The sequence below is a fragment of the Streptomyces sp. NPDC086787 genome (genome assembly GCF_044745865.1).
Taxonomy (GTDB): Bacteria; Actinomycetota; Actinomycetes; order Streptomycetales; family Streptomycetaceae; genus Streptomyces.
On record NZ_JBIVBC010000007.1, the window covers coordinates 338,847 to 356,743 of the forward strand.

14 protein-coding genes are annotated in these 17,897 nt (G+C 71.1%); 5 read left to right on the forward strand and 9 right to left on the reverse strand.

Annotation, left to right across the window (positions count from 1 at the left end; genetic code table 11):
* Positions 1-14 precede the first annotated feature (14 nt).
* The 5 genes from ACIPK3_RS19885 to ACIPK3_RS19905 form a co-directional block, all read right to left on the reverse strand.
* On the reverse strand, positions 15-1,019 hold the full coding sequence (locus ACIPK3_RS19885; RefSeq protein WP_402571306.1) for a hypothetical protein: 1,005 nt from the start codon (positions 1,017-1,019) through the stop codon (positions 15-17).
* A complete protein-coding gene (locus tag ACIPK3_RS19890; RefSeq protein WP_402571308.1) occupies positions 989-4,477 on the reverse strand; it encodes a DNA polymerase III subunit alpha in 3,489 nt (1,162 codons plus the stop codon). Before ACIPK3_RS19890 ends, ACIPK3_RS19885 begins: the two co-directional genes overlap by 31 nt.
* A gap of 188 nt (positions 4,478-4,665) precedes the next feature.
* Positions 4,666-5,745: a S1 family peptidase gene (locus tag ACIPK3_RS19895; RefSeq protein ID WP_402571310.1), complete on the reverse strand. Its 1,080-nt coding sequence runs from the start codon at positions 5,743-5,745 to the stop codon at positions 4,666-4,668.
* A 341-nt stretch (positions 5,746-6,086) separates the two neighbouring features.
* Complete coding sequence (locus ACIPK3_RS19900; protein ID WP_402571312.1) at positions 6,087-6,986, reverse strand: S1 family peptidase; 900 nt, start codon at positions 6,984-6,986, stop codon at positions 6,087-6,089.
* 261 nt (positions 6,987-7,247) lie between these two features.
* Positions 7,248-8,411: a DUF5685 family protein gene (locus ACIPK3_RS19905; RefSeq protein WP_402571314.1), complete on the reverse strand. Its 1,164-nt coding sequence runs from the start codon at positions 8,409-8,411 to the stop codon at positions 7,248-7,250.
* A 314-nt stretch (positions 8,412-8,725) separates the two neighbouring features.
* Here ACIPK3_RS19905 and ACIPK3_RS19910 point away from each other — a divergent pair, with 314 nt between their 5' ends.
* On the forward strand, positions 8,726-9,166 hold the full coding sequence (locus ACIPK3_RS19910; protein WP_402571315.1) for a cell division protein SepF: 441 nt from the start codon (positions 8,726-8,728) through the stop codon (positions 9,164-9,166).
* 42 nt (positions 9,167-9,208) lie between these two features.
* On the opposite strand, the gene ACIPK3_RS19915 is transcribed toward ACIPK3_RS19910, so the two are convergent.
* Positions 9,209-10,408 carry an acyl-CoA dehydrogenase family protein gene (locus tag ACIPK3_RS19915; protein ID WP_402571317.1) on the reverse strand — a complete coding sequence of 400 codons (1,200 nt, stop codon included), beginning with the start codon at positions 10,406-10,408 and terminating at the stop codon, positions 9,209-9,211.
* Positions 10,409-10,499: 91 nt separating this feature from the next.
* Positions 10,500-12,101: an MFS transporter gene (locus tag ACIPK3_RS19920; protein ID WP_402571319.1), complete on the reverse strand. Its 1,602-nt coding sequence runs from the start codon at positions 12,099-12,101 to the stop codon at positions 10,500-10,502.
* A gap of 260 nt (positions 12,102-12,361) precedes the next feature.
* Between ACIPK3_RS19920 and ACIPK3_RS19925 the strand changes: the two genes are divergently transcribed.
* Positions 12,362-13,639, forward strand: a complete 1,278-nt coding sequence (locus ACIPK3_RS19925) for a mannosyltransferase family protein (protein ID WP_402571321.1) — start codon at positions 12,362-12,364, stop codon at positions 13,637-13,639.
* 238 nt (positions 13,640-13,877) lie between these two features.
* Positions 13,878-14,870 carry a phosphatase PAP2 family protein gene (locus ACIPK3_RS19930; RefSeq protein ID WP_402571323.1) on the forward strand — a complete coding sequence of 331 codons (993 nt, stop codon included), beginning with the start codon at positions 13,878-13,880 and terminating at the stop codon, positions 14,868-14,870.
* Between the two features lie 120 nt (positions 14,871-14,990).
* Here ACIPK3_RS19930 and ACIPK3_RS19935 read toward each other — a convergent pair whose 3' ends face one another.
* Together ACIPK3_RS19935 and ACIPK3_RS19940 are read right to left on the reverse strand one after the other, a co-directional pair.
* The gene (locus ACIPK3_RS19935) at positions 14,991-15,206 is read right to left on the reverse strand and encodes an I78 family peptidase inhibitor (RefSeq protein ID WP_402571325.1); all 216 of its coding nucleotides are present in this window, start codon (positions 15,204-15,206) and stop codon (positions 14,991-14,993) included.
* A 190-nt stretch (positions 15,207-15,396) separates the two neighbouring features.
* On the reverse strand, positions 15,397-16,086 hold the full coding sequence (locus tag ACIPK3_RS19940) for a transglycosylase family protein (protein WP_402571327.1): 690 nt from the start codon (positions 16,084-16,086) through the stop codon (positions 15,397-15,399).
* 538 nt (positions 16,087-16,624) lie between these two features.
* Here ACIPK3_RS19940 and ACIPK3_RS19945 point away from each other — a divergent pair.
* Complete coding sequence (locus ACIPK3_RS19945; protein WP_402571328.1) at positions 16,625-17,410, forward strand: hypothetical protein; 786 nt, start codon at positions 16,625-16,627, stop codon at positions 17,408-17,410.
* 54 nt (positions 17,411-17,464) lie between these two features.
* Entirely contained in the window at positions 17,465-17,872 is a 408-nt protein-coding gene (locus tag ACIPK3_RS19950) for a hypothetical protein (RefSeq protein WP_402571330.1), read from the forward strand.
* Positions 17,873-17,897: the final 25 nt, after the last annotated feature.

Below are 17,897 nucleotides of genomic sequence, written 5' to 3' on the forward strand. Positions count from 1 at the left end.
GCAGGCTGTCACGGTCACGATCGGACCAGGGTGGCCGGTCCCACCGCGCCGGGCCATCGCGTGGCGATCCGGTCGAGGACCGGCTCGAGCAGACGGGCGCTTTCGGTTTGCCGGTCGAAGGTGAGCTGTTGGCTGGAGAGCCGGGCCGTCATCAGGTCCTCCGCCCTCAGGGAGAGAGCCGTCACCCGTGCCCGCTGAAGCCCCAGGGCGTCGTGCAGCGCCTGTGCGGTGCCCGCCAGGAGCGGAGTGTGAGCGGTGGGTTCCGGAAGCGCTCGCGTCCGGGTGGTCGTGGACCGGTCCGCGTAGCGAACGGTGAGCGTGAGCGCGCGGGCCACCTGGGCGTCCGCCCTCAGGCGCCTTCCGATGTCGACGGCGAGCTCCAGCAGTGCCCCACGCCGTACCGACTCGTCGACCTCGTGCCTGCCGAATCGCCGTTCGGCGCCGGCCGACCCGCGTGGAGCGCGTGGTACGACGCGCGTGCCGTCGACACCACGGGCCCGTTCGTGAACAAGTCGCCCCGTCTTCGCGCCCAGGATTCTCTGCAGAGTGGCCTCAGGAGCTCCCGCCACCTTCCCGATGCTGTCCAGCCCGTACCCGCACAGCGCGCGGGCGGCCTTCGGCCCCACCCCGTAAAGGGCGACCACCGGCTTCGGATTCAGGAATCCCGCGATGGCCTGCGGCGTATCCGGGACATGGCGGACGGCACCGGGCGGTCCGTGCTGCCCCGCCATCCTGGCGAGCATGGGATTGGAGGCCACACCGACAACACAGTCGAGGCCGTACAGCGCCAGCGTGCGCACACGCACCAGTCTCGCGATCTCGACAGGGTCACGGCCGAAGTAGCGAACGCTCCCGCTCACATCCGCCAACGCGGCGTTGGGGGGCAGCGCCTCGACGACAGGAGTGACGTCTCCCAGCACCCGAAGGAGGATCTCCCAGGTCTCCCACGGCGGTCCTGGTGTCCGGACGTAGACGACGGCCATCTCGATCACCCGGCGCTTCCGGGACTGGAGTGCCACAACTTCCGTATCTGCGAAGGTTCCTGACCCGCCGGGCGCAGATCGGCCCACGGGTGCATCTCGTATCCGGTGGGCATCCGGATCCGGCGACCGTGCGTCGGATCGCCGGCCTCCCCCTCCGGCACCTCCGGCCCCCCTGGCCCCGGCTCCGCGAGGCGGGCCGCCACCTCGTCGAGCCCGCCCCCGGCGCGCAGTTCGACGAGTTCGGCGAGGTTCCAGGCGGCGGCGCCCACCACGCTGAGGCTGCGCGGGCCGCGCCGCTGCACCACTCCGCGCACCAGCAGCAGCCAGGAGTGGAAGACGGTGTGCGCGCAGGCGTCGTGGGAGTCGTCGAAGAAGGCGAGGTCGACCAGGCCGGTGCCGTCGTCCAGCGTGGTGAAGATGACCCGCTTGCCGGAACGGATCGGCGGGGTCTGGGTGGCCGCCTTGGCGCCCGCGACCAGTACCGTCTCGCCGTGCCTGGCCTCGCGCAGCCGGCGTGCGGACACCACGCCCAGCTCCGTCAGGAACTCCTGGTGGTCGTCCATCAGATTGCGCGAGGCGTCCATGGACAGTACGCCCAGCTCGGCGCTGAGCCGCTCCGCCGAGGACAGGTCCGGCAGTCCGGCCGGGGCCGTCTCGTGGCCGCCCGCCAGGGGGAGCTGGCCACCGCCCGCGCCGCGGGCGCCCCGGTGCAGTTCGGTCAGGTGCAGCAGCAGATCGCGGCGGTTGGCGCCGAAGGCGTCCAGCCCGCCCACCTGGGCGAGGCGCCCGGCGAGCGGGCCGCTGGGACGCGCCCGCTCCCAGAAGTCCAGCAGGGAGGCGTACGGCCGGCCGCCCGCGATCCGCGCCGCCTCGACCTCACTGATGCCGTGGACGTCGGAGAGGGCGAGCCGGAGGCCCCACACGACCGGCGATTCAGACACCAGTTCGATACGATGGGCGACCGCCGACCGGTTCACGTCCAGCGGCAGGATCGGCACCCCCCGCCGACGAGCGTCCGCCAGCAGCAGCCGCTTCGGGTACATCCCCGGGTCGTGCGTGAGCAGCCCGGCGTAGAAGGCGGCCGGATGGTGCGCCTTCAGCCAGGCCGACTGGTACGTCGGTACGGCGAAGGCGACCGCGTGCGCCTTGCAGAAGCCGTACGAGCCGAAGGCCTCGACGATCTCCCAGGTCCGCCGGACCGTCTCCGTGTCGTATCCGCGTTCCGTCGCGCGCTGGGCGAACCAGAACCGGATGCGCCCCTGCGACTCCGGGTCGGACAGCCCGCGCCGCACCCGGTCCGCCTCGCCGCGCCCGCAGCCGGTCATGACCCGGACGATCTCGATGATCTGCTCGTGGAAGACGACGACCCCGTAGGTGTCCTCCAGCGGCTCCGCCAGGTCCGGGTGCGGAAGGCGGGCCGGTGCCCGCCCGTGCCGCGCCTCGATGAACGGCCGCACCATGTCGGCGGCGACCGGACCGGGGCGGAAGAGCGAGATGTCGACCACCAGGTCGTGGAAGGTACTCGGCTGGAGCCGCCCCACCAGGTCGCGCTGGCCGGGCGACTCGATCTGGAAGCAGCCCAGCGTCTCGGCGGATCGGATCAGTTCGTACGTCGCCGGGTCGCCCGGCGCGAGCGCGTCCAGGTCGATCCGCTCCCCCGTGGCCCGCGCCACCTCGTCGACCGCGTGCGCCATCGCCGACTGCATCCGCACCCCGAGCACATCCAGCTTGAGCAGCCCGAGGTCCTCCACGTCCTCCTTGTCGAACTGCGACATGGGAAACCCCTCGCCGCTGGTCGGCACGACCGGTGTGCGGGAGAGAAGGGAGGCGTCGGACAGCAGCACCCCGCACGGGTGCATGGCGACGCCCCGGGGCAGGGCGTCCAGGGCCTCGACCAGTTCCCAGAGTGTGTCGTACTGCTCCCTTTTCCCTGAGTGCTCCCCCGGGCGTCCCCCCGAGATCTCCCCCGCCAGCCGTTTGAGTTCGGGCAGCTCCTCCAGCGCCGCGCGGGCGTCGCGGGCGCGGATGTGCGGGAAGGACTTGGCGACCCGGTCGATCTCGGCCGGGTCCATGGACAGGGCCGCGCCCACGTCCCGGATCGCATGCCGGACCCGGTAGGTCTCCGGCATGGAGACGGTCGCGACCCGCTCGGCACCGAACCGGCCGATGATCGCCCGGTAGACGTCGAGACGGCGCGCCGACTCCACGTCGATGTCGATGTCGGGCAGCACGACCCGCTCCTTCGACAGGAAGCGCTCCATCAGCAGCCCGTGTTCGACCGGGTCGGCGTGCGCGATACCGAGGAGGTGGTTGACCAGGGAGCCGGCGCCGGAGCCACGCGCGGCCACCCGGACGCCCATCCGCCGTACGTCGTCCACCACCTGGGCGACCGTGAGGAAGTAGGAGGCGAAGCCGTGGTGGGCGATGATGTCCAGCTCCTGGTGCATCCGCTCCCAGTAGGCGCGCCTGCCGGAGTGACCGCGCAGCACCATGCCCGCCGCGGCCCGCGAGGCCAGCACCCGCTGGGCGGTGCGGCGGCCGGCGCCGACCAGGTGCGGTTCGGGGAAGCGGACGGTGCCGATGCCGAGGTCGTCCTCGGGGTCGACCAGGCATTCGTCGGCCGTCGCCCGGGTCTGTTCCAGCAGGCGGTGGGCGGTGTCGCGGCGGTAGCCCGCGGCCTCCACGATCCGCTCGGCCGCCGTGAGCATCGCGCCCGCGTCCTTGAGCCAGGCCTCGCCGGAGTCCCGCTCCCCGGCCGGGCCGACGGGGACGAGCCGGCGGGCTGCGTCCAGGATGTCGGCGACGGGGCCCTGGCCCGGGTCGGCGTAGCGGACGGCGTTGCTGAGCACCGGGCGGATCCGTTGTTCGGCGGCGAAGCCGACGGTGCGGGCGGCCAGGCGCAGGGAGCCGGGGCCGGTGCCCGCACGCCCGTGCCAGACGGCTTCGAGGCGCAGGGCGTCGCCGTAGACCTCGCGCCAGGGGGCGAGAAGCTTCGCCGCACGGTCGGGACGGCCGGCGGCGAGCGCCCGGCCGACGTCGGAGGTGGGGCCGAGCAGGACGGTCACGCCGTCGGCGTGGTTGCCGGACCAGGGAAGAAGGGGGCCGCCCCCACCGGCGTGGGCGTCGGTGACCAGGCGGCACAGGTCGGCCCAGCCGCGGGCCCCGTCCCGGGCGAGGAAGGTCACCCGGGGCGCCGACTCGTCGACGAACGCGCCGCCGCGCACCGGGGTACGGCGCCCTTCCCGGCGTACGGCTCCGTCCCGCCGGGTCCGCTCGGGTTCCTCCACCGCCAGGTCGGTGCCGAACAGCGGGCGGATCCCCGCCTTCGCGCAGGCCTTGGCGAAACGGACCGTGCCGGAGAGGGTGTCGCGGTCGGTGAGGGCGAGGGCGTCCATGCCCCGCTCGGCCGCGCGCTCGGCCAGCCGCTCCGGGTGCGAGGCGCCGTACCGCAGGGAGAACCCGGAGACGGTGCGCAGATGCGTGAAGCCCGGCACGCGCACCTCCCGCACTCGTGAGCCACACCCGACTCTCGAACATCAGTTCCCTACTGATCCATCTCCACCATACCCCCAATCTCGAACAACTGTGCGACGACGGAAAGCGCGCCGGAAACCACGCCGGAAACCACGGACGTCCCGCCCCCCGGGTGAGGGGCGGGACGTCACGGAAGGCTCGGGCGGGGTCAGCCGATCTCGGTGCCCGTCGCCGAGAGGGCCTCGGTGACCGGCTGGAAGAAGGTCTCGCCACCGGCGGAGCAGTCACCGCTGCCGCCGGAGGTGAGGCCGATCGCCTTGTCGCCCGAGAAGAGCGAGCCGCCGCTGTCACCGGGCTCGGCGCAGACGTCGGTCTGGATGAGACCGCTGACCGAGCCCTCCTCGTAGTTCACGGTGGCGTTCAGGCCGGTGACCTTGCCGTCGTGGACCTTGGTGGTCGAGCCGCTGCGGGTGACCTTCATGCCGACGGTGGCCTCGGCCGCGCCCGTGATCTTCTGGGTCGAGCCGTCGTAGAGGTTGACCTCGCTCGGGTGGTCGACACCCGAGTCGTACTTGACCAGGCCGAAGTCGTCACCCGGGAAGCTGGTCTTCTCGGTCTTGCCGACCCCCTTGCCGTCCGCGTCCGTCCAGGTGGAGATGGACGTGGTGCAGTGGCCCGCGGTCAGGAAGTACGGCTTGCCGTCCTTCAGCACGTTGAAGCCGAGCGAGCAGCGCCCGTCCGGGCCGTTGATCGCGTCACCGCCCGCGATGAAGGGCTTGAACTCACCCTTCGACCGCTTCAGTTCGGCCTTGCCACCGAGCGCGCCGACGACCTTGGACAGCTTCGTCCAGGCGGTCCCGGCGACGGTCTTGTCGGCCGTGACGACGACCTTGTTGGTGACCGGGTCGGTCGCCCACGAGGTGCCGGGGATGGTCGCGTCCTTCTTCAGGGTCGTACGGGCGCCGTCGAGTTCGGCGAGCGAGTTGGCGACGACTCTCGCCTTGGCGCCGGCCCTCTCGACGGCGTCGGCGGCCGTCTTGTCGAGCACGTTGACGACGAGGCTCTTCGTCTCCGTGTCGTAGTACACGCCCGCCGCGTCCGTGCCGAGGTGCTCGACAAGCGTCGAGGCGAGCTTTCCGGCCGCCGGAGCCGACAGAGTCTGGAGCTCGGGGGTCTTGGGCGACTCACTGGCGTTCGCACTCTGGAAGGTGACTCCCGCCGCGACCAGTGCGGCGATACCCGCACCCGCGACGACAATACGACGTCGGGGCATGCGTCGGTGCTTCAACTCACGTCCTCCTGTGGGGGGACGGCCCGGGAGGTTGTGGGGAGCTCGCGGACCGGAAGGCTGGTTGACGGGCGCCCACTATTCCGAGGCCCACGGGGGGAACACAAGGTCGACTTCAGGACGCACGTACGAGAGCGCGGAGCACTCGCACGCCTCCGGTCGTTCGCAGTCACCCCAGGAGAATTCACACTGCAAACACTACGAGCGAGTAACTCCTCACCCCACAGTGACATCCGGCGGTGGCTGGAATTCGACCCTTCGGCCCTCACCGGCAGTTGCGTGTGAGCCCCCGCACGCCGGTTGCGTGCGGGGGCTCACACCTGATGGAACGGGGGGACGCGTCAGCCGACGCTGACGCCGTAGTAGCTCAGTGCCTCGGTGACCGGCTGGAAGAAGGTCGTACCGCCGGAGGAGCAGTTGCCGCTGCCGCCGGAAGTGAGACCGTAGGCCGTGGAACCGCCGTAGAGCGGACCGCCGCTGTCGCCGCCCTCGGCGCAGACCGTGGTCTGGATGAGGCCGTAGACGATGTCACCACCGCCGTAGTTGACCGTGGCGTTCAGTGCGGTGACGCGGCCGCTGTGGGTGCCGGTGGTGGAGCCGCGACGGTAGACCGTCGTGCCCACGCTCGGCGTGGCCGCCCGGGTGATGGTCTGGCTGCCCACCGCGCTCGGGTGGGCGACCGAGGAGTTGGTGTACCGCACCAGTGCGAAGTCGTTGCCGGGGAAGCTGTAGCCGACGTTCGTGCCCAGCACCGTGGCGTGGGAGGAGTTGCTGTACCAGGTGGAGGCGACCTCACCGCAGTGGCCGGCGGTGAGGAAGTAGTACGTGCTCCCGCTGTGCACGTTGAAGCCGAGCGAGCAGCGGTAGGCGCCGCCGTAGATGGCGTCGCCACCACTGATCAGCTTCTTGAACGTGCCGGGTGCGCGCTTGACGACGAGCGCCCCGGAATCGGCGCCGGCCTGCTGTTCGATCTTCGCGATCTCGGCCTTGGAGACCGTACTGTCGACGGTGACGACGACACGGTTGGTCCTGCTGTCCACCGCCCAGGCCGTGCCGGATATGTCGGCCTTGAGGACGGAGTCACTCACCTTGGTGAGCTCGGTGGCGCTGAACGTGCGGGCTTCACTGGCGTTCGCCGTGGGGGCGGCGAAGGCGGCCGCGGCCGCGAGTCCGGAGACGAGGGCGAACAGTCCGGTCCGTCTCGCGAGACCGCCATGGGGAGTGGTGCGCTTGATCCTCACGTTTCGTTCCCTCCTGGGGAAGTCGGGGGCCCGCGTGGGGTCGGGGCCCGTGAGGCGCAGCCAGGGGCAGCAGCGCTCAGATCCGAACACGTATGCCCTGACAAGCGCTGAGGGGAGTATTCGGCCGACGGCCGGTAGTCGCAAGGGTGTCTTTCGGCCGTGTGAATGTGTGCAATCTGTGAGAGTTCTGTGTGATACAGCTGAAATTTGGGCGAGTTGACACCCCATCACTGCCTTGTCACGCCCCCGCCACAGGCTCCGTCACAGCCCGCAGTCGCAGCACGAGCAGCATTCACAGCACTCGCAGCACTGGCACGCCTCGCAACACGAGCAGTCGCATTCGCAGTTGGCGAAGCAGCCCTCGCGCTTCCGGCGCGACCAGGGGCCTTCGTACTCGTCGGCGCAGCACATCTTGCAGGTGCAGAACAGCCCGAGAGCGGACGCGCACCCGGCCCAGAAGCCCCGCCGCTCCGGGCGCGGCGGCTCGCCGCCGAAGGGGTTGCCGTAGGGGTTGCCCGGCGCGTGGGGCGCCGGTGGCCCGAAGGCGGCCTCGGGCGCGTGTCCGCAGGAGCTGATGCCGAACGCCCGGTCCACCGAGCGGCCCAGTTCGTGCACGAGCAGCTGGTGCGCCAGCCTGCCGTCGGTGAACTCGGCCTCGCGCAGCGCGAGCCGGATGCCGTGCAGCGCGTCGTCGGCCAGCCGGCGGGCCTCGGTGAGGGAGGTGCCGGTCGCCGTGAGCGGATTCCAGGCACCCGAGGCGGTGTCGGCCTCCCGGTCCTCCACGGCGTCGAGGAGGTGCGCGAGCCGCCCGAAGAGCCGCCCGGCCTCGGCCAGCGGTTCGGCGTTGCCGGGCCGTCCGGCCAGCAGCGCGGTGTGCGCGAAGGCGGCGGCGGTCGCGGTCTCGGTGGGCTCGGTGACGGTCAGCACCGGCGTGCCGGGTCCGGCCAGGGCCTCGATGCCGACCTGCCGGTCCACGGCGTCGACGAGGAGGGCGGTGTCGAAGCCGACCGAGGATCCACCGCGCGCACCGGCCCGCCCCCAGCTGTCGGCGACCCGGCGGGCCGCGAGCGCCACCGGCCGTCGCGCCAGCAGCCCGTCCCCGTCGGCGACATGGTCGCGGACCTTGGCGGAGGCGAGCACCAGTGAGACGGCGGCCGCGAGCCGTGCTCCCTCACCCTGTGCGACGGAGGCGGTGCGCATTCCGCGCAGCGGGCACGGCCCGGCCGTGCGCCGCCACGATCCGGCCCTCTCGGCCTGAGCCTCCGTCAGAACCGATATGAGCAGCCCGTCGTAGTTCGTCACGACCCGGGCGAACTGCCCGTGGTCCCCGCGCAATGCGAGGCACAGCCCGCACAGGTGCGCCATCCACTGGGTCTTGAGGTTCTCTCCGAGGCGATGGCTGCACGGCCTGACGATTCCGAACACGACGTTCCCCTGTGGTCCTTACGGCGGCGTTGGGTCGCGGCATCGTATCGGCCGATTGTCTGTTCGTAACAATGGTGTCATTCACCCGGACGCACCGGCCGTCACCCATATGCCGCGAAGAATATTATTTCACTCACAGTCAGCAGCCCTACCCCGTACTGCCCTTGGGAGACCAGGGCTCTCGACGTACGGGCCGTGCACCAGTACCGTCACAAACCCCCCGCGCGGCGTCTATCCACTTGGCGCGCCATCCGCATCATGGACGACCATAGGGGTGCTGAGAGCAAGAAAGACCGCTGTGAGAGGAGGCGTCCATGGGATCGGTACGCAAGGCGAGTGCCTGGCTCGGCCTCGTCGACGACAACGATGACGAGCGTTACTACGACGACGACTACTCCGAGGGGACCGAGCAGCCCGGGGATTCCTGGGTCACCGACCCGCGGGTCAAGGTGGCCTCGGACGTCGCCGAGGAGCAGGGCCGCCGGATCGGCACGGTCACCCCGGACAGCTTCCGGGACGCGCGTGCCATCGGCGAGCTGTTCCGGGAAGGGGTCCCGGTCATCATGAACCTGACGGCGATGGAGGCGACCGACGCCAAGCGCGTGGTCGACTTCGCGGCCGGTCTGACCTTCGGCCTGCGCGGCACGATCGAGCGGGTCGCCACCCGCGTGTTCCTGCTGACGCCGGCGAACACGGAGATCGTCAGCGGTGAGCCGTCGGCCCACCGTTCGGACGGCTTCTTCAACCAGAGCTGAGGCAGGGCCGCTCGCCGGCCCCGCCTCGGCCCGGGGGTCCGGTCAGCGGAAGGCGTCGAGTCCGGTGAGCGCCTTGCCCAGCACGAGCTGGTGCATCTCGACGGTGCCCTCGTAGGTGAGCACCGACTCGAGGTTGGTCGCGTGCCGCATGACGGGGTATTCGAGGGAGATCCCGTTGGCGCCGAGAATGGTCCGCGCGGTACGGCAGATCTCGATGGCCTCGCGCACGTTGTTGAGCTTGCCGAAGCTGACCTGCTCGGGACGGAGTCGGCCGGCGTCCATGCGCCGACCCAGGTGGTGGGCGAGCAGAATCCCCTTGTGCAGTTCGACCGCCATGTCGGCGAGCTTGGCCTGGGTGAGCTGGAATCCCCCGATGGGCCGCCCGAACTGCTCCCGGGTCTTCGCGTAGTCGACCGCGGCCTCGAAACTGCTGCGGGCGGCGCCCATGGCGCCCCACACGATGCCGTAGCGGGCGTGCGAGAGACAGTTCAGCGGGCCGCGCAGCCCCACGACCTCGGGAAGGACGGCGTCGGCGGGCAACCGTACGTCGTCCATGACGAGTTCGCTGGTGACGCTGGCTCGCAGGGACCACTTGTGCTTGATCTCGGGCGCGGAGAAGCCGGGAGTGTCGGTGGGCACGGCGAATCCGCGGATGCCCTCGTCGGTCTGCGCCCAGACGACGGCGACCCCCGCCACCGAGCCGTTGGTGATCCACATCTTGCGGCCGTTGAGGATCCAGTCCCCGCCGTCGCGCTTGGCGTGGGTGCGCATGGAGGCGGGGTCGGAGCCGTGGTCGGGCTCGGTGAGCCCGAAGCAGCCGATGATCTCGCCCGCGGCCATGCCGGGCAGCCAGCGCTGCTTCTGCTCCTCGCTGCCGAAGCGGTGAATGGCGTACATGGCGAGGGAGCCCTGCACGGAGACGAGGGAGCGGATGCCCGAGTCGGCGGCCTCCAGCTCCAGGCAGGCCAGCCCGTACTGCACGGCGGAGGCGCCGGCGCAACCGTACCCGGTGAGCGACATGCCGAGCGCCCCGATGCCGCCCAGCTCCCGCGCCAGCTCCCGGATGCCGGGCAGTTCACCCTTCTCGTACCAGTCGGCGACGTACGGCAGCACCCGGTCCGCCGCCCAGTTGCGCACGGTGTCACGGACGGCCAGGTCCTCGGGGTCCAGCAGGTCGTCGATACCGAGGGGGTCGGCGGGGTCGAACGGGGGCAACTTCGAGGACGCGGACGACGCGGACATGGAACACCCTCCGGCTGAATAAAAACTAGCGCTGCTAGTCAGGTTGCGGGCCCGACGTTACGGCGCGATCATGCGCGCGTCCAGCCCCGACTCACGCCGAGACGCGAGCCCGTACCGGCTCCCGGGGCGCCGGTACCTCCGCCGGTGCCTCCTCGCACTGCATGACCCGGGGCAGCCGCAGCGCCATCGCCGCACCCAGCAGCAACAGCCCCGCGCTCACCAGCAGCGTGACATGCAGTCCGTGCACGAAGGAGTCGCGCGCCACCCGCCGCAGGGCGGTACCGGCCGGGCCGCCGAGCCGCCCGGCCACCTCGTACGCCTCCCCCAGCGAATGTCCCGCCGACACCGAGTCCGACGCCGGCACCCCGGGCACGGAGGCGAGTCCGGGCGAGTACGCCGCGTTCATCACGCTGCCGAGGAGCGCGATGCCGATTCCGGCGCCCAGTTGGTACGACGTCTCCCCGATCGCCGCCGCCCCACCGGCCTGTTCGGCGGGCGCCTCGCTCAGCATCGACTCGTACGCCCCGAAGAGCGTGGTTTCAAGACCGAAGCCGAGCAGCACGAAACCGGCGAGCAGCAGGACCGGGTCGTCGTCACCGCCCATGGCGGTCAGTGTCAGCACGGCCGCCGCGGTCAGCACGAAACCGGCGCACACCATCCGGCGCGGCCCGAACCGGCGCAGCATGCGCGCGCCCGCGAGGCCCGCCGCCATCGCCGCGACCGTCAGCGGCAGCAGTCGCAGTCCGGTCTCCAGCGGGGAGAGCCGGAGCACCAGCTGGAGGTACTGCGCGGCGATCAGCTCGAGTCCGACCAGCGCGAGCATCGCCAGCACGATGCATCCCACCGATGTGCTGAACGCGGGCCGCCGGAACATCCGCAGATCCACCAGCGGATACGGTCGCCGCCGCTGACGGCGCCCGAACAGCACCAGCAGCAGCGCGCCGAGCACGAGCGGCGCCAGCGTGAGCGCGCTCGCGGCGGGCTCACCGCTGCCGAGCCGCTTCACCCCGAACACCACACCGAACAGCCCGGCCGCCGCCATCAGGGCGCCGACCACGTCCCAGGGCCCGTCGCGCTCCCCGGTGGACTCGGGCAGCAGCAGCCGGCCCACCGGCAGACTGACCAGCATCAGCGGGATGTTGACGAGGAAGACCGAGCCCCACCAGAAGTGCTCCAGCAGGAAGCCGCCGAGCAGTGGGCCGACCGCCGCGCCGACCGCGGCGACCGCGCTCCAGACGCCGATCGCCAGCGCTCTCTCCCGTCGGTCGGGGAAGACCTGGCGAAGGATGGACAGCGTGGCGGGCATGATCATCGCCCCGCCGACCCCGAGCAGCGCGCGGGCCAGGATCAGCACCTGGGCGTTCGGGGCGAGGGCGGCCACCGCGGAGGCGACGCCGAACAGGGCGTATCCGAGCAGCAGCACCCGTCTGCGGCCGATCCGGTCGCCGAGTGTGCCGAAGAGGATCAGCAGCGCGGCGCAGACCAGCGGGTAGACGTCGACGATCCACAGCAGCTCGATGGCGCCGGGTCTGAGGTCCTCGGTGACGGCGGGCACCGCCACGTGCAGCACCGTCGCGTCGAGGGCGACGAGGAGCAGGCTGAGGCACAGGACGACGAGGACGACCCAGCGGTTGGCACCCGCCCCGGCCGCCCGACGGCGCAGCGCAGCGGCGGCCGTGGTCGTCCCGGACATGCACATACCTCCCAGATGATCCCTCGCGCGGGGCGGACCGACGGGGTGGGGACTCCCCGTGGTACGGCCGGAGAGGAGCGGTGTCTCCGGCCCGCGCATCCGAACGCGAGTGGCTCGTCAGCGTACGCGAGTCCTCGCACCCGGAGCGTGGCGGACCTCTCAGACGTTCCACCGGAGCCGTGTGGCGTACGCCACTTCGCCTTCCCTTGACCACGCCCCGGTAAGCGGTCCGGTTCCGCGGTCGGTCGATAATCGAGTCCGTGACCGATCTTGACACGTCCGTGACACAACCTCGACAGGCACCACTGCGCCGGGCGGCTCCGGCCCTGCTCGGGTACGCGGCCGTGCGCGCCCTGGGCCTGGCCGTGCTGGCGGTGTGGAGCGCGGGGCGGGGCAAGAGCGCGCACACGCTGCTGACCGCCCGCTGGGACTCGCTCTGGTACACCCGGGTCGCACATCTCGGCTACGGCTACGAGGTGCGGCTGCCGAACGGCGACGTGCACTCCGATCTCGCGTTCTTCCCGCTGCTTCCCTGGCTGGAGCGGTCGCTGCACGCGCTGACGCCTTTGTCCTACGCGGATGCCGGTCTTGTCGTGAGCGTGGTCGCCTCGCTCGCCGCGGCCTGGGGGATCTTCGCGGTCGCGGACCTGGTGTACGGGCCCCGCGCCGGGGTGTGCGCCGTACTGCTGTGGGCGGTGCTGCCGGTCGGGATCGTGCAGTCGATGGCGTACAGCGAGTCGCTGTTCACGGCGCTCGCCGCCTGGTCGCTCTACGCCGTGCTGACCGGCCGCTGGCTGACCGCGGGGGTGCTGGCCGCGTCGGCGGGGCTGACCCGGCCGGTGGGGCTCGCGGTGGTGGCCGCGGTGTGGACGGCGGGCGTTGCCTCGTTCGTGCGAGAGCGGCGCGCGGCCATGGCACACGGCGCGCGGGAGACGGAACGCGCCTCCGATGCCACCAGCGCCGTCCACTCCCCGCGCGTTTCGGCAGCAGGCGGCGCGCACAAGGCGACACGCGCCCCGTATCTCGCAACCGGCGCACCTCTTTGGCGGCGCGCCCTGAGCATGATCGTCGCCCCCCTCGGTGCCGCCGGCTACGTCCTGTGGGTCGGCCACCGGACCGGAAAGGGGCCGCTCGGGTATCTGGATGTGCAGGCCGGCTGGCGCAACGGCTTCGACGGCGGATACGCCTTCGCCCGCTTCGTCGCCGACAAGTTCACGTCATTTCCGTCGGCACTCGCCGGACTGGGGCTGATCATCGGCGTGGGCCTGGTGCTGTGGCTCTACGTGACCGGCGTACGACAGCGACAGCCGCTTCCGCTGCTGGTGTACACGGGCGTCGTCACCGCGCTCGCGCTGTGCGCGTCGAGCTACTTCGGTTCGAAGCCGCGCCTTCTGCTGCCCGCCTTCCCGCTGCTGCTGCCGCTCGCCCTGGCCCTGGCTCGGACGCGCACCCCAAGGGCGGTGCTGGTCACGGCCGGTGTCGCGGTGGCCTCGGCGGTCTACGGCGCGTTCTGGCTGAACGGCTCCGGTCCGCCCTGATCACACCGGCCCGGCCGGTGAGCGGCCGGGCAAATCCACCCCATGCTCCGGTGAACGCATTTATAAGCGCCATATAAGCAACCTCCGGCATGATCAAAGGAATTGACGATGACGACTGCCGGGGATTGCGGAATCCCCTGAATTCAGCCACCTCCTGAGAGGTTTCCCACATCACATCGTCATCACAAAGCCAGTGATTCGACCGGGGCGCCAGCTCACTCGCTGTAACGTCGATTGGGTGCGTACCGAACGAAACCTCACCCGTCTGGACCGGGTGTTCACCAGACTCGACCGTGAGCCGGAACGACCGGCCCACATCGATGTGCCGACGATGAGCCGCCACCGGGTCGTGCTGTTCTCCGCGACCCTGGCCTTCTACCTGGCGATCGTGTGGGCCGTGGTGACCACGTCCTGGCTGGTCCGGCTCGACTGGCAGGTCATGTTCTTCCGGCCGTACCAGCAGTGGTCGGGAATCCACTGGTTCGTCGACTACTACGTGGTGCTCGGCCAGCGCGGCCCCACCGCGGTGATGGTCGCGTCCTGGCTCGGCTGGCGCTCCTGGCGGCAGCACACGCTGCGTCCGCTGCTGACACTCGCCTCGTCCCTGCTGCTGCTCAACATCACCGTCGGTGCCGCCAAGATCGGCATGGGGCGTCTCGGACCGCACTACGCGACCGTGATCGGCTCGAACGAGATGGGTCTGGGCGGCGATATATTCCCCAGCGGTCACACCGCCAACGCGGTGGTGACGTGGGGAATTCTGGCGTATCTGGCCTCCACCCCGAGGGCGCGCCGCTGGCTCTCCGCCCTGTCGGCGCTGACCTCGCTCGGCGTGGGCATGGCCACCGTCTACCTCGGTACGCACTGGCTGAGCGACGTGCTCCTCGGCTGGGCCGCAGGACTGCTGATCATGCTGGCGCTGCCCTGGTTCGAGCCGGTCATCGCCAGGGTCGAGTCCGCGATCTTCGACCTGCGCGACCTCCTGCGTGCCCGCCGCCGCCGTACGGCGCCCGCCCCGGCCCACGCGCCGGGCGCGCCCGTGCCGCTCCAACCGCAGGTCACGCCCGCCGACGCCGCCGCACCGGCCCGCTCGTCGCGGGCGCCGATCCATCTGGCGCCCGGCCCGCACACGGCCCGTTCCGAGCGCACCCCGGTCACCCCGACGGGCAGCCGCCGCCCGCCGCACTCGGACCGCATCCCGCGCGGCGCCGCTCCGGTGGCCCGCCCGTGACGGGCGGCTGACCGCCCCTCACACCGGCGGGGGCCGGTACGCACGACCAACCCCCGCGACAAAGGCCAGGGCGGAGGCCCCGGCTCCTGATCCAGGAACCGGGGCCTCCGCCCTGATCACTCAGCCCTTCCAGGCGCGCACCACCGTGCCGTCACGGACCTCGAAGTTCAGCCGCCCGACGCGGTACTCCATGGTGATGATCGCGCCCGGCGGCAGCGAGCGCACCGACGACCACCCCCGCTCGCGCGCGAGTTGCTCGGCGTCCGCGGAGTCGAGGCCCACGTAGCCTTCCGGACTGTCTTCGGGCTCCGTCGGCGGAGTGGGAATCGGTGTCATACCGACACGCTAGGCCGGTCACGCTTCTGTCACAAGATCACGACAGGTGATCCGGCTCGATTCGAACGTAATTCCCGGACGCTGGGACAGTTCTTCGAATACGAAAGCGGCATTCCATTCGGAATCCCCGAAGTCGCCCGGCGAGCTGACGCGCCGTGGGAATTTCACCGCTTCCACACATGGCGCCCGATCACGCGAATGACAGACGCTGTCCGGGCACGATCAGGTCGGGATCACCGCCGATGACGTCCTTGTTGACGGCGTACAGCCGCTGCCAGGTGGTTCCGTGCCGGGCGGCGATGGCGCTCAGCGTGTCACCCTCGCGGACGGTGTAGTCACCGCCGGCGGAGCCACGGGACGAGCCACGCGCCGTCTGACCCGACGAACGCTCCGGCGCCTTCGACTGCTTCGACGGGCGCGGTGCCTTCGAAGGCTTCGACGCCTTCGAGGACTTCAGCGGCTTCGACGCCTTCGACGGGGCCGAGGCGTTGCCGGAGGAGGCCGACGCGGGTGCGGCGCCGTACGCCCCCGCCCGTGCCGAGCAGGTCGGCCAGGCGCCCCAGCCCTGGGACCGCTGGACCTTGGTGGCGACGGCTATCTGCTGGGCCCTGGTGGCCCCGTCGGCGGTCGGCGCGTAGGCCGCACCGCCGTGGGCCCGCCAGGTGCGGGCGGAGAACTGGAGCCCGCCGTAGTAGCCGTTGCCGGTGTTGATGTGCCAGTTGCCGCCGCTCTCGCACCGGGCGATGCGGTCCCACACACCGCCGTCCGCCGCCGCGGCCTCGCCGGTCGCGGCCAGCAGCCCGAGCGGGGCCAGCAACGCCGCCCCGGCGAGGACCGCCGTCGTGCGGAACTTGCGGGTGTTGTCGGCACATTCAGACATGTGGATCCCTCTCCACGAACCCGGGGTCCCCCGGGCGGGACGCGCCGGCCGCGCATGGACGCGGTCGGTCGCGCTCGCCCCGTCCGCCCGAGCCGGTGTGGTGATCTTGCTTCCTGGTGCCGGCCGGCGGACGTACCCGAGCGGTGCTCGTTGCACACGGCGGAGGAATCTAAGGAGCCCGACGAGTCCGCATCAACCAACTCCACGTCGTCCCAGGCCAGTTCACCGTTACCTCGGGTATCGGCGATTTTCGGCCACCCACTTCATTCCCCGATTTCCGGATTTGTCGACCGGTCCCCCGATCACCCTGTGACCCACTTCACCAACTCAAGTCCCTTTATAGCGGGAGGAGTTGACGCAGAGTGCCCGATTCGGCGCCGGGGGTGACCCTGCGCGTCGGATGGTTCGATTCCGTTCTTCTCAGGGCGTGACTCCCGCCACAGATCACCCGTTGTCTCCTTCATGAGCCCGGAACCCCCGGGGCTCATGGACCGGGAGCCGCCCGGCCCTTACGCACCGCATCCCGAGGGAGCCACCCGTGCCGCGCATGCTCGACGTCAGCGACGCCGTACGCGCCGAGATCGGCGACGAAGAAGCCGACCGGCTGCTCGCCGGAGAGAACGCCCCGGGCAGTTACGACTGCACGTCCTGCCGCACCCCGGGCGACTCCGAGCAGGAGCGCACCAGCACCGTCCTGTTCATCGGGGACGAGACCGCCGTACTCGCCTTCGCCCACGCCACCTGCCTGCCCTCGCAGGTCGTCCAGGTCACCGAGGAGCAGCTGCGGGGCGCGGTGCGCTCCATCAACGGCGACAGCGCCCCCGGCGGTGAGACGCCGGGCTCCGCGCCCGAGCAGGCCGTGCTCGGTGTCACCAGCGGACTCGTCCTGATCACCGGTGAGTTGCACCCCGCGCTCGTCGTGGAGCCGACCTCGCCGATCGCGCGGCCCGGCGCGTCGGGCGGGGGCGACGACTTCCTGCCGCTGCTCGTCGAACAGGGCTATCTCCCGGTGGCCTCGCTCGGCACGGTGCCCCCGGTGCTGCACGGCTGGTCGGTACTGCTGGCCGCGGGACAGCTGCACGCGGTGCTCCAGCCCGGCAGCCACGGCGGCCCGCAGGTGGCCTGGTGGCAGGCGCACCAGCCGCTCCAGGTCACCGACGGCTGGCGGGCCGCGGCCAACAAGCACCAGCAGGTGCTGATGTTCGCGGCCCCGGTCGGCTCCATCGGACGTCAGCCCCGCGAGGACCTGCTGCGCGACGCACTGGACAAGGCGGCGGCCGCGGGACGACTGGTCGCGGCGGCGCTGCCACTCGCCGGCATCTGACCGCGACACAGGGCACGACCGCATCCCTTCCCCCGCCCGGTCGTTTGCACATACGTGCACGCATACGAGGTTTCCCCCCACCGTTCGTCCCACCGCTCGTCCTTCTCGGCCACCCCCATCTACGACTCGCTCTATGCGGAGTGGATCAAGGCCTTCCGGACGCTGCCGGGCGATCACAGCGGCGAGGAGGAATGGGAGTTCGTCCCCTTCGGCCTGGCCCCGCACGGCACGGGCACCCATGGCGTGTACGGCCCGCACGGCACCTACGGCTCGGGGGCGTACGGGACACCGCCGCACGCCTCGAACTCCTACAGCGCGTACAGCGCGGGCGCCTACAGCGCCCGGCACGCCACCGGACAGCTGCAGCCGCAGTGGCAGCGGGTCGGCACGATCGGGCGGCAGCACACCGGAATGCAGCACGTCCCCGCGGCGCTGCCCCCGGCCCCGCGCCGAGGTCTGTGACCGCAAAAAAGGGAGTCTGTGACAA

Excerpts from the sequence above, each read along its gene's own strand:
- ACIPK3_RS19910 (WP_402571315.1), top strand. The coding sequence starts at position 8,726 with ATGGGATCGGTACGCAAGGCGAGTGCCTGGCTCGGCCTCGTCGACGAC.
- ACIPK3_RS19915 (WP_402571317.1), bottom strand. The coding sequence starts at position 10,408 with ATGTCCGCGTCGTCCGCGTCCTCGAAGTTGCCCCCGTTCGACCCCGCC.
- ACIPK3_RS19920 (WP_402571319.1), bottom strand. The coding sequence starts at position 12,101 with ATGTCCGGGACGACCACGGCCGCCGCTGCGCTGCGCCGTCGGGCGGCC.
- ACIPK3_RS19935 (WP_402571325.1), bottom strand. The coding sequence starts at position 15,206 with ATGACACCGATTCCCACTCCGCCGACGGAGCCCGAAGACAGTCCGGAA.
- ACIPK3_RS19940 (WP_402571327.1), bottom strand. The coding sequence starts at position 16,086 with ATGTCTGAATGTGCCGACAACACCCGCAAGTTCCGCACGACGGCGGTC.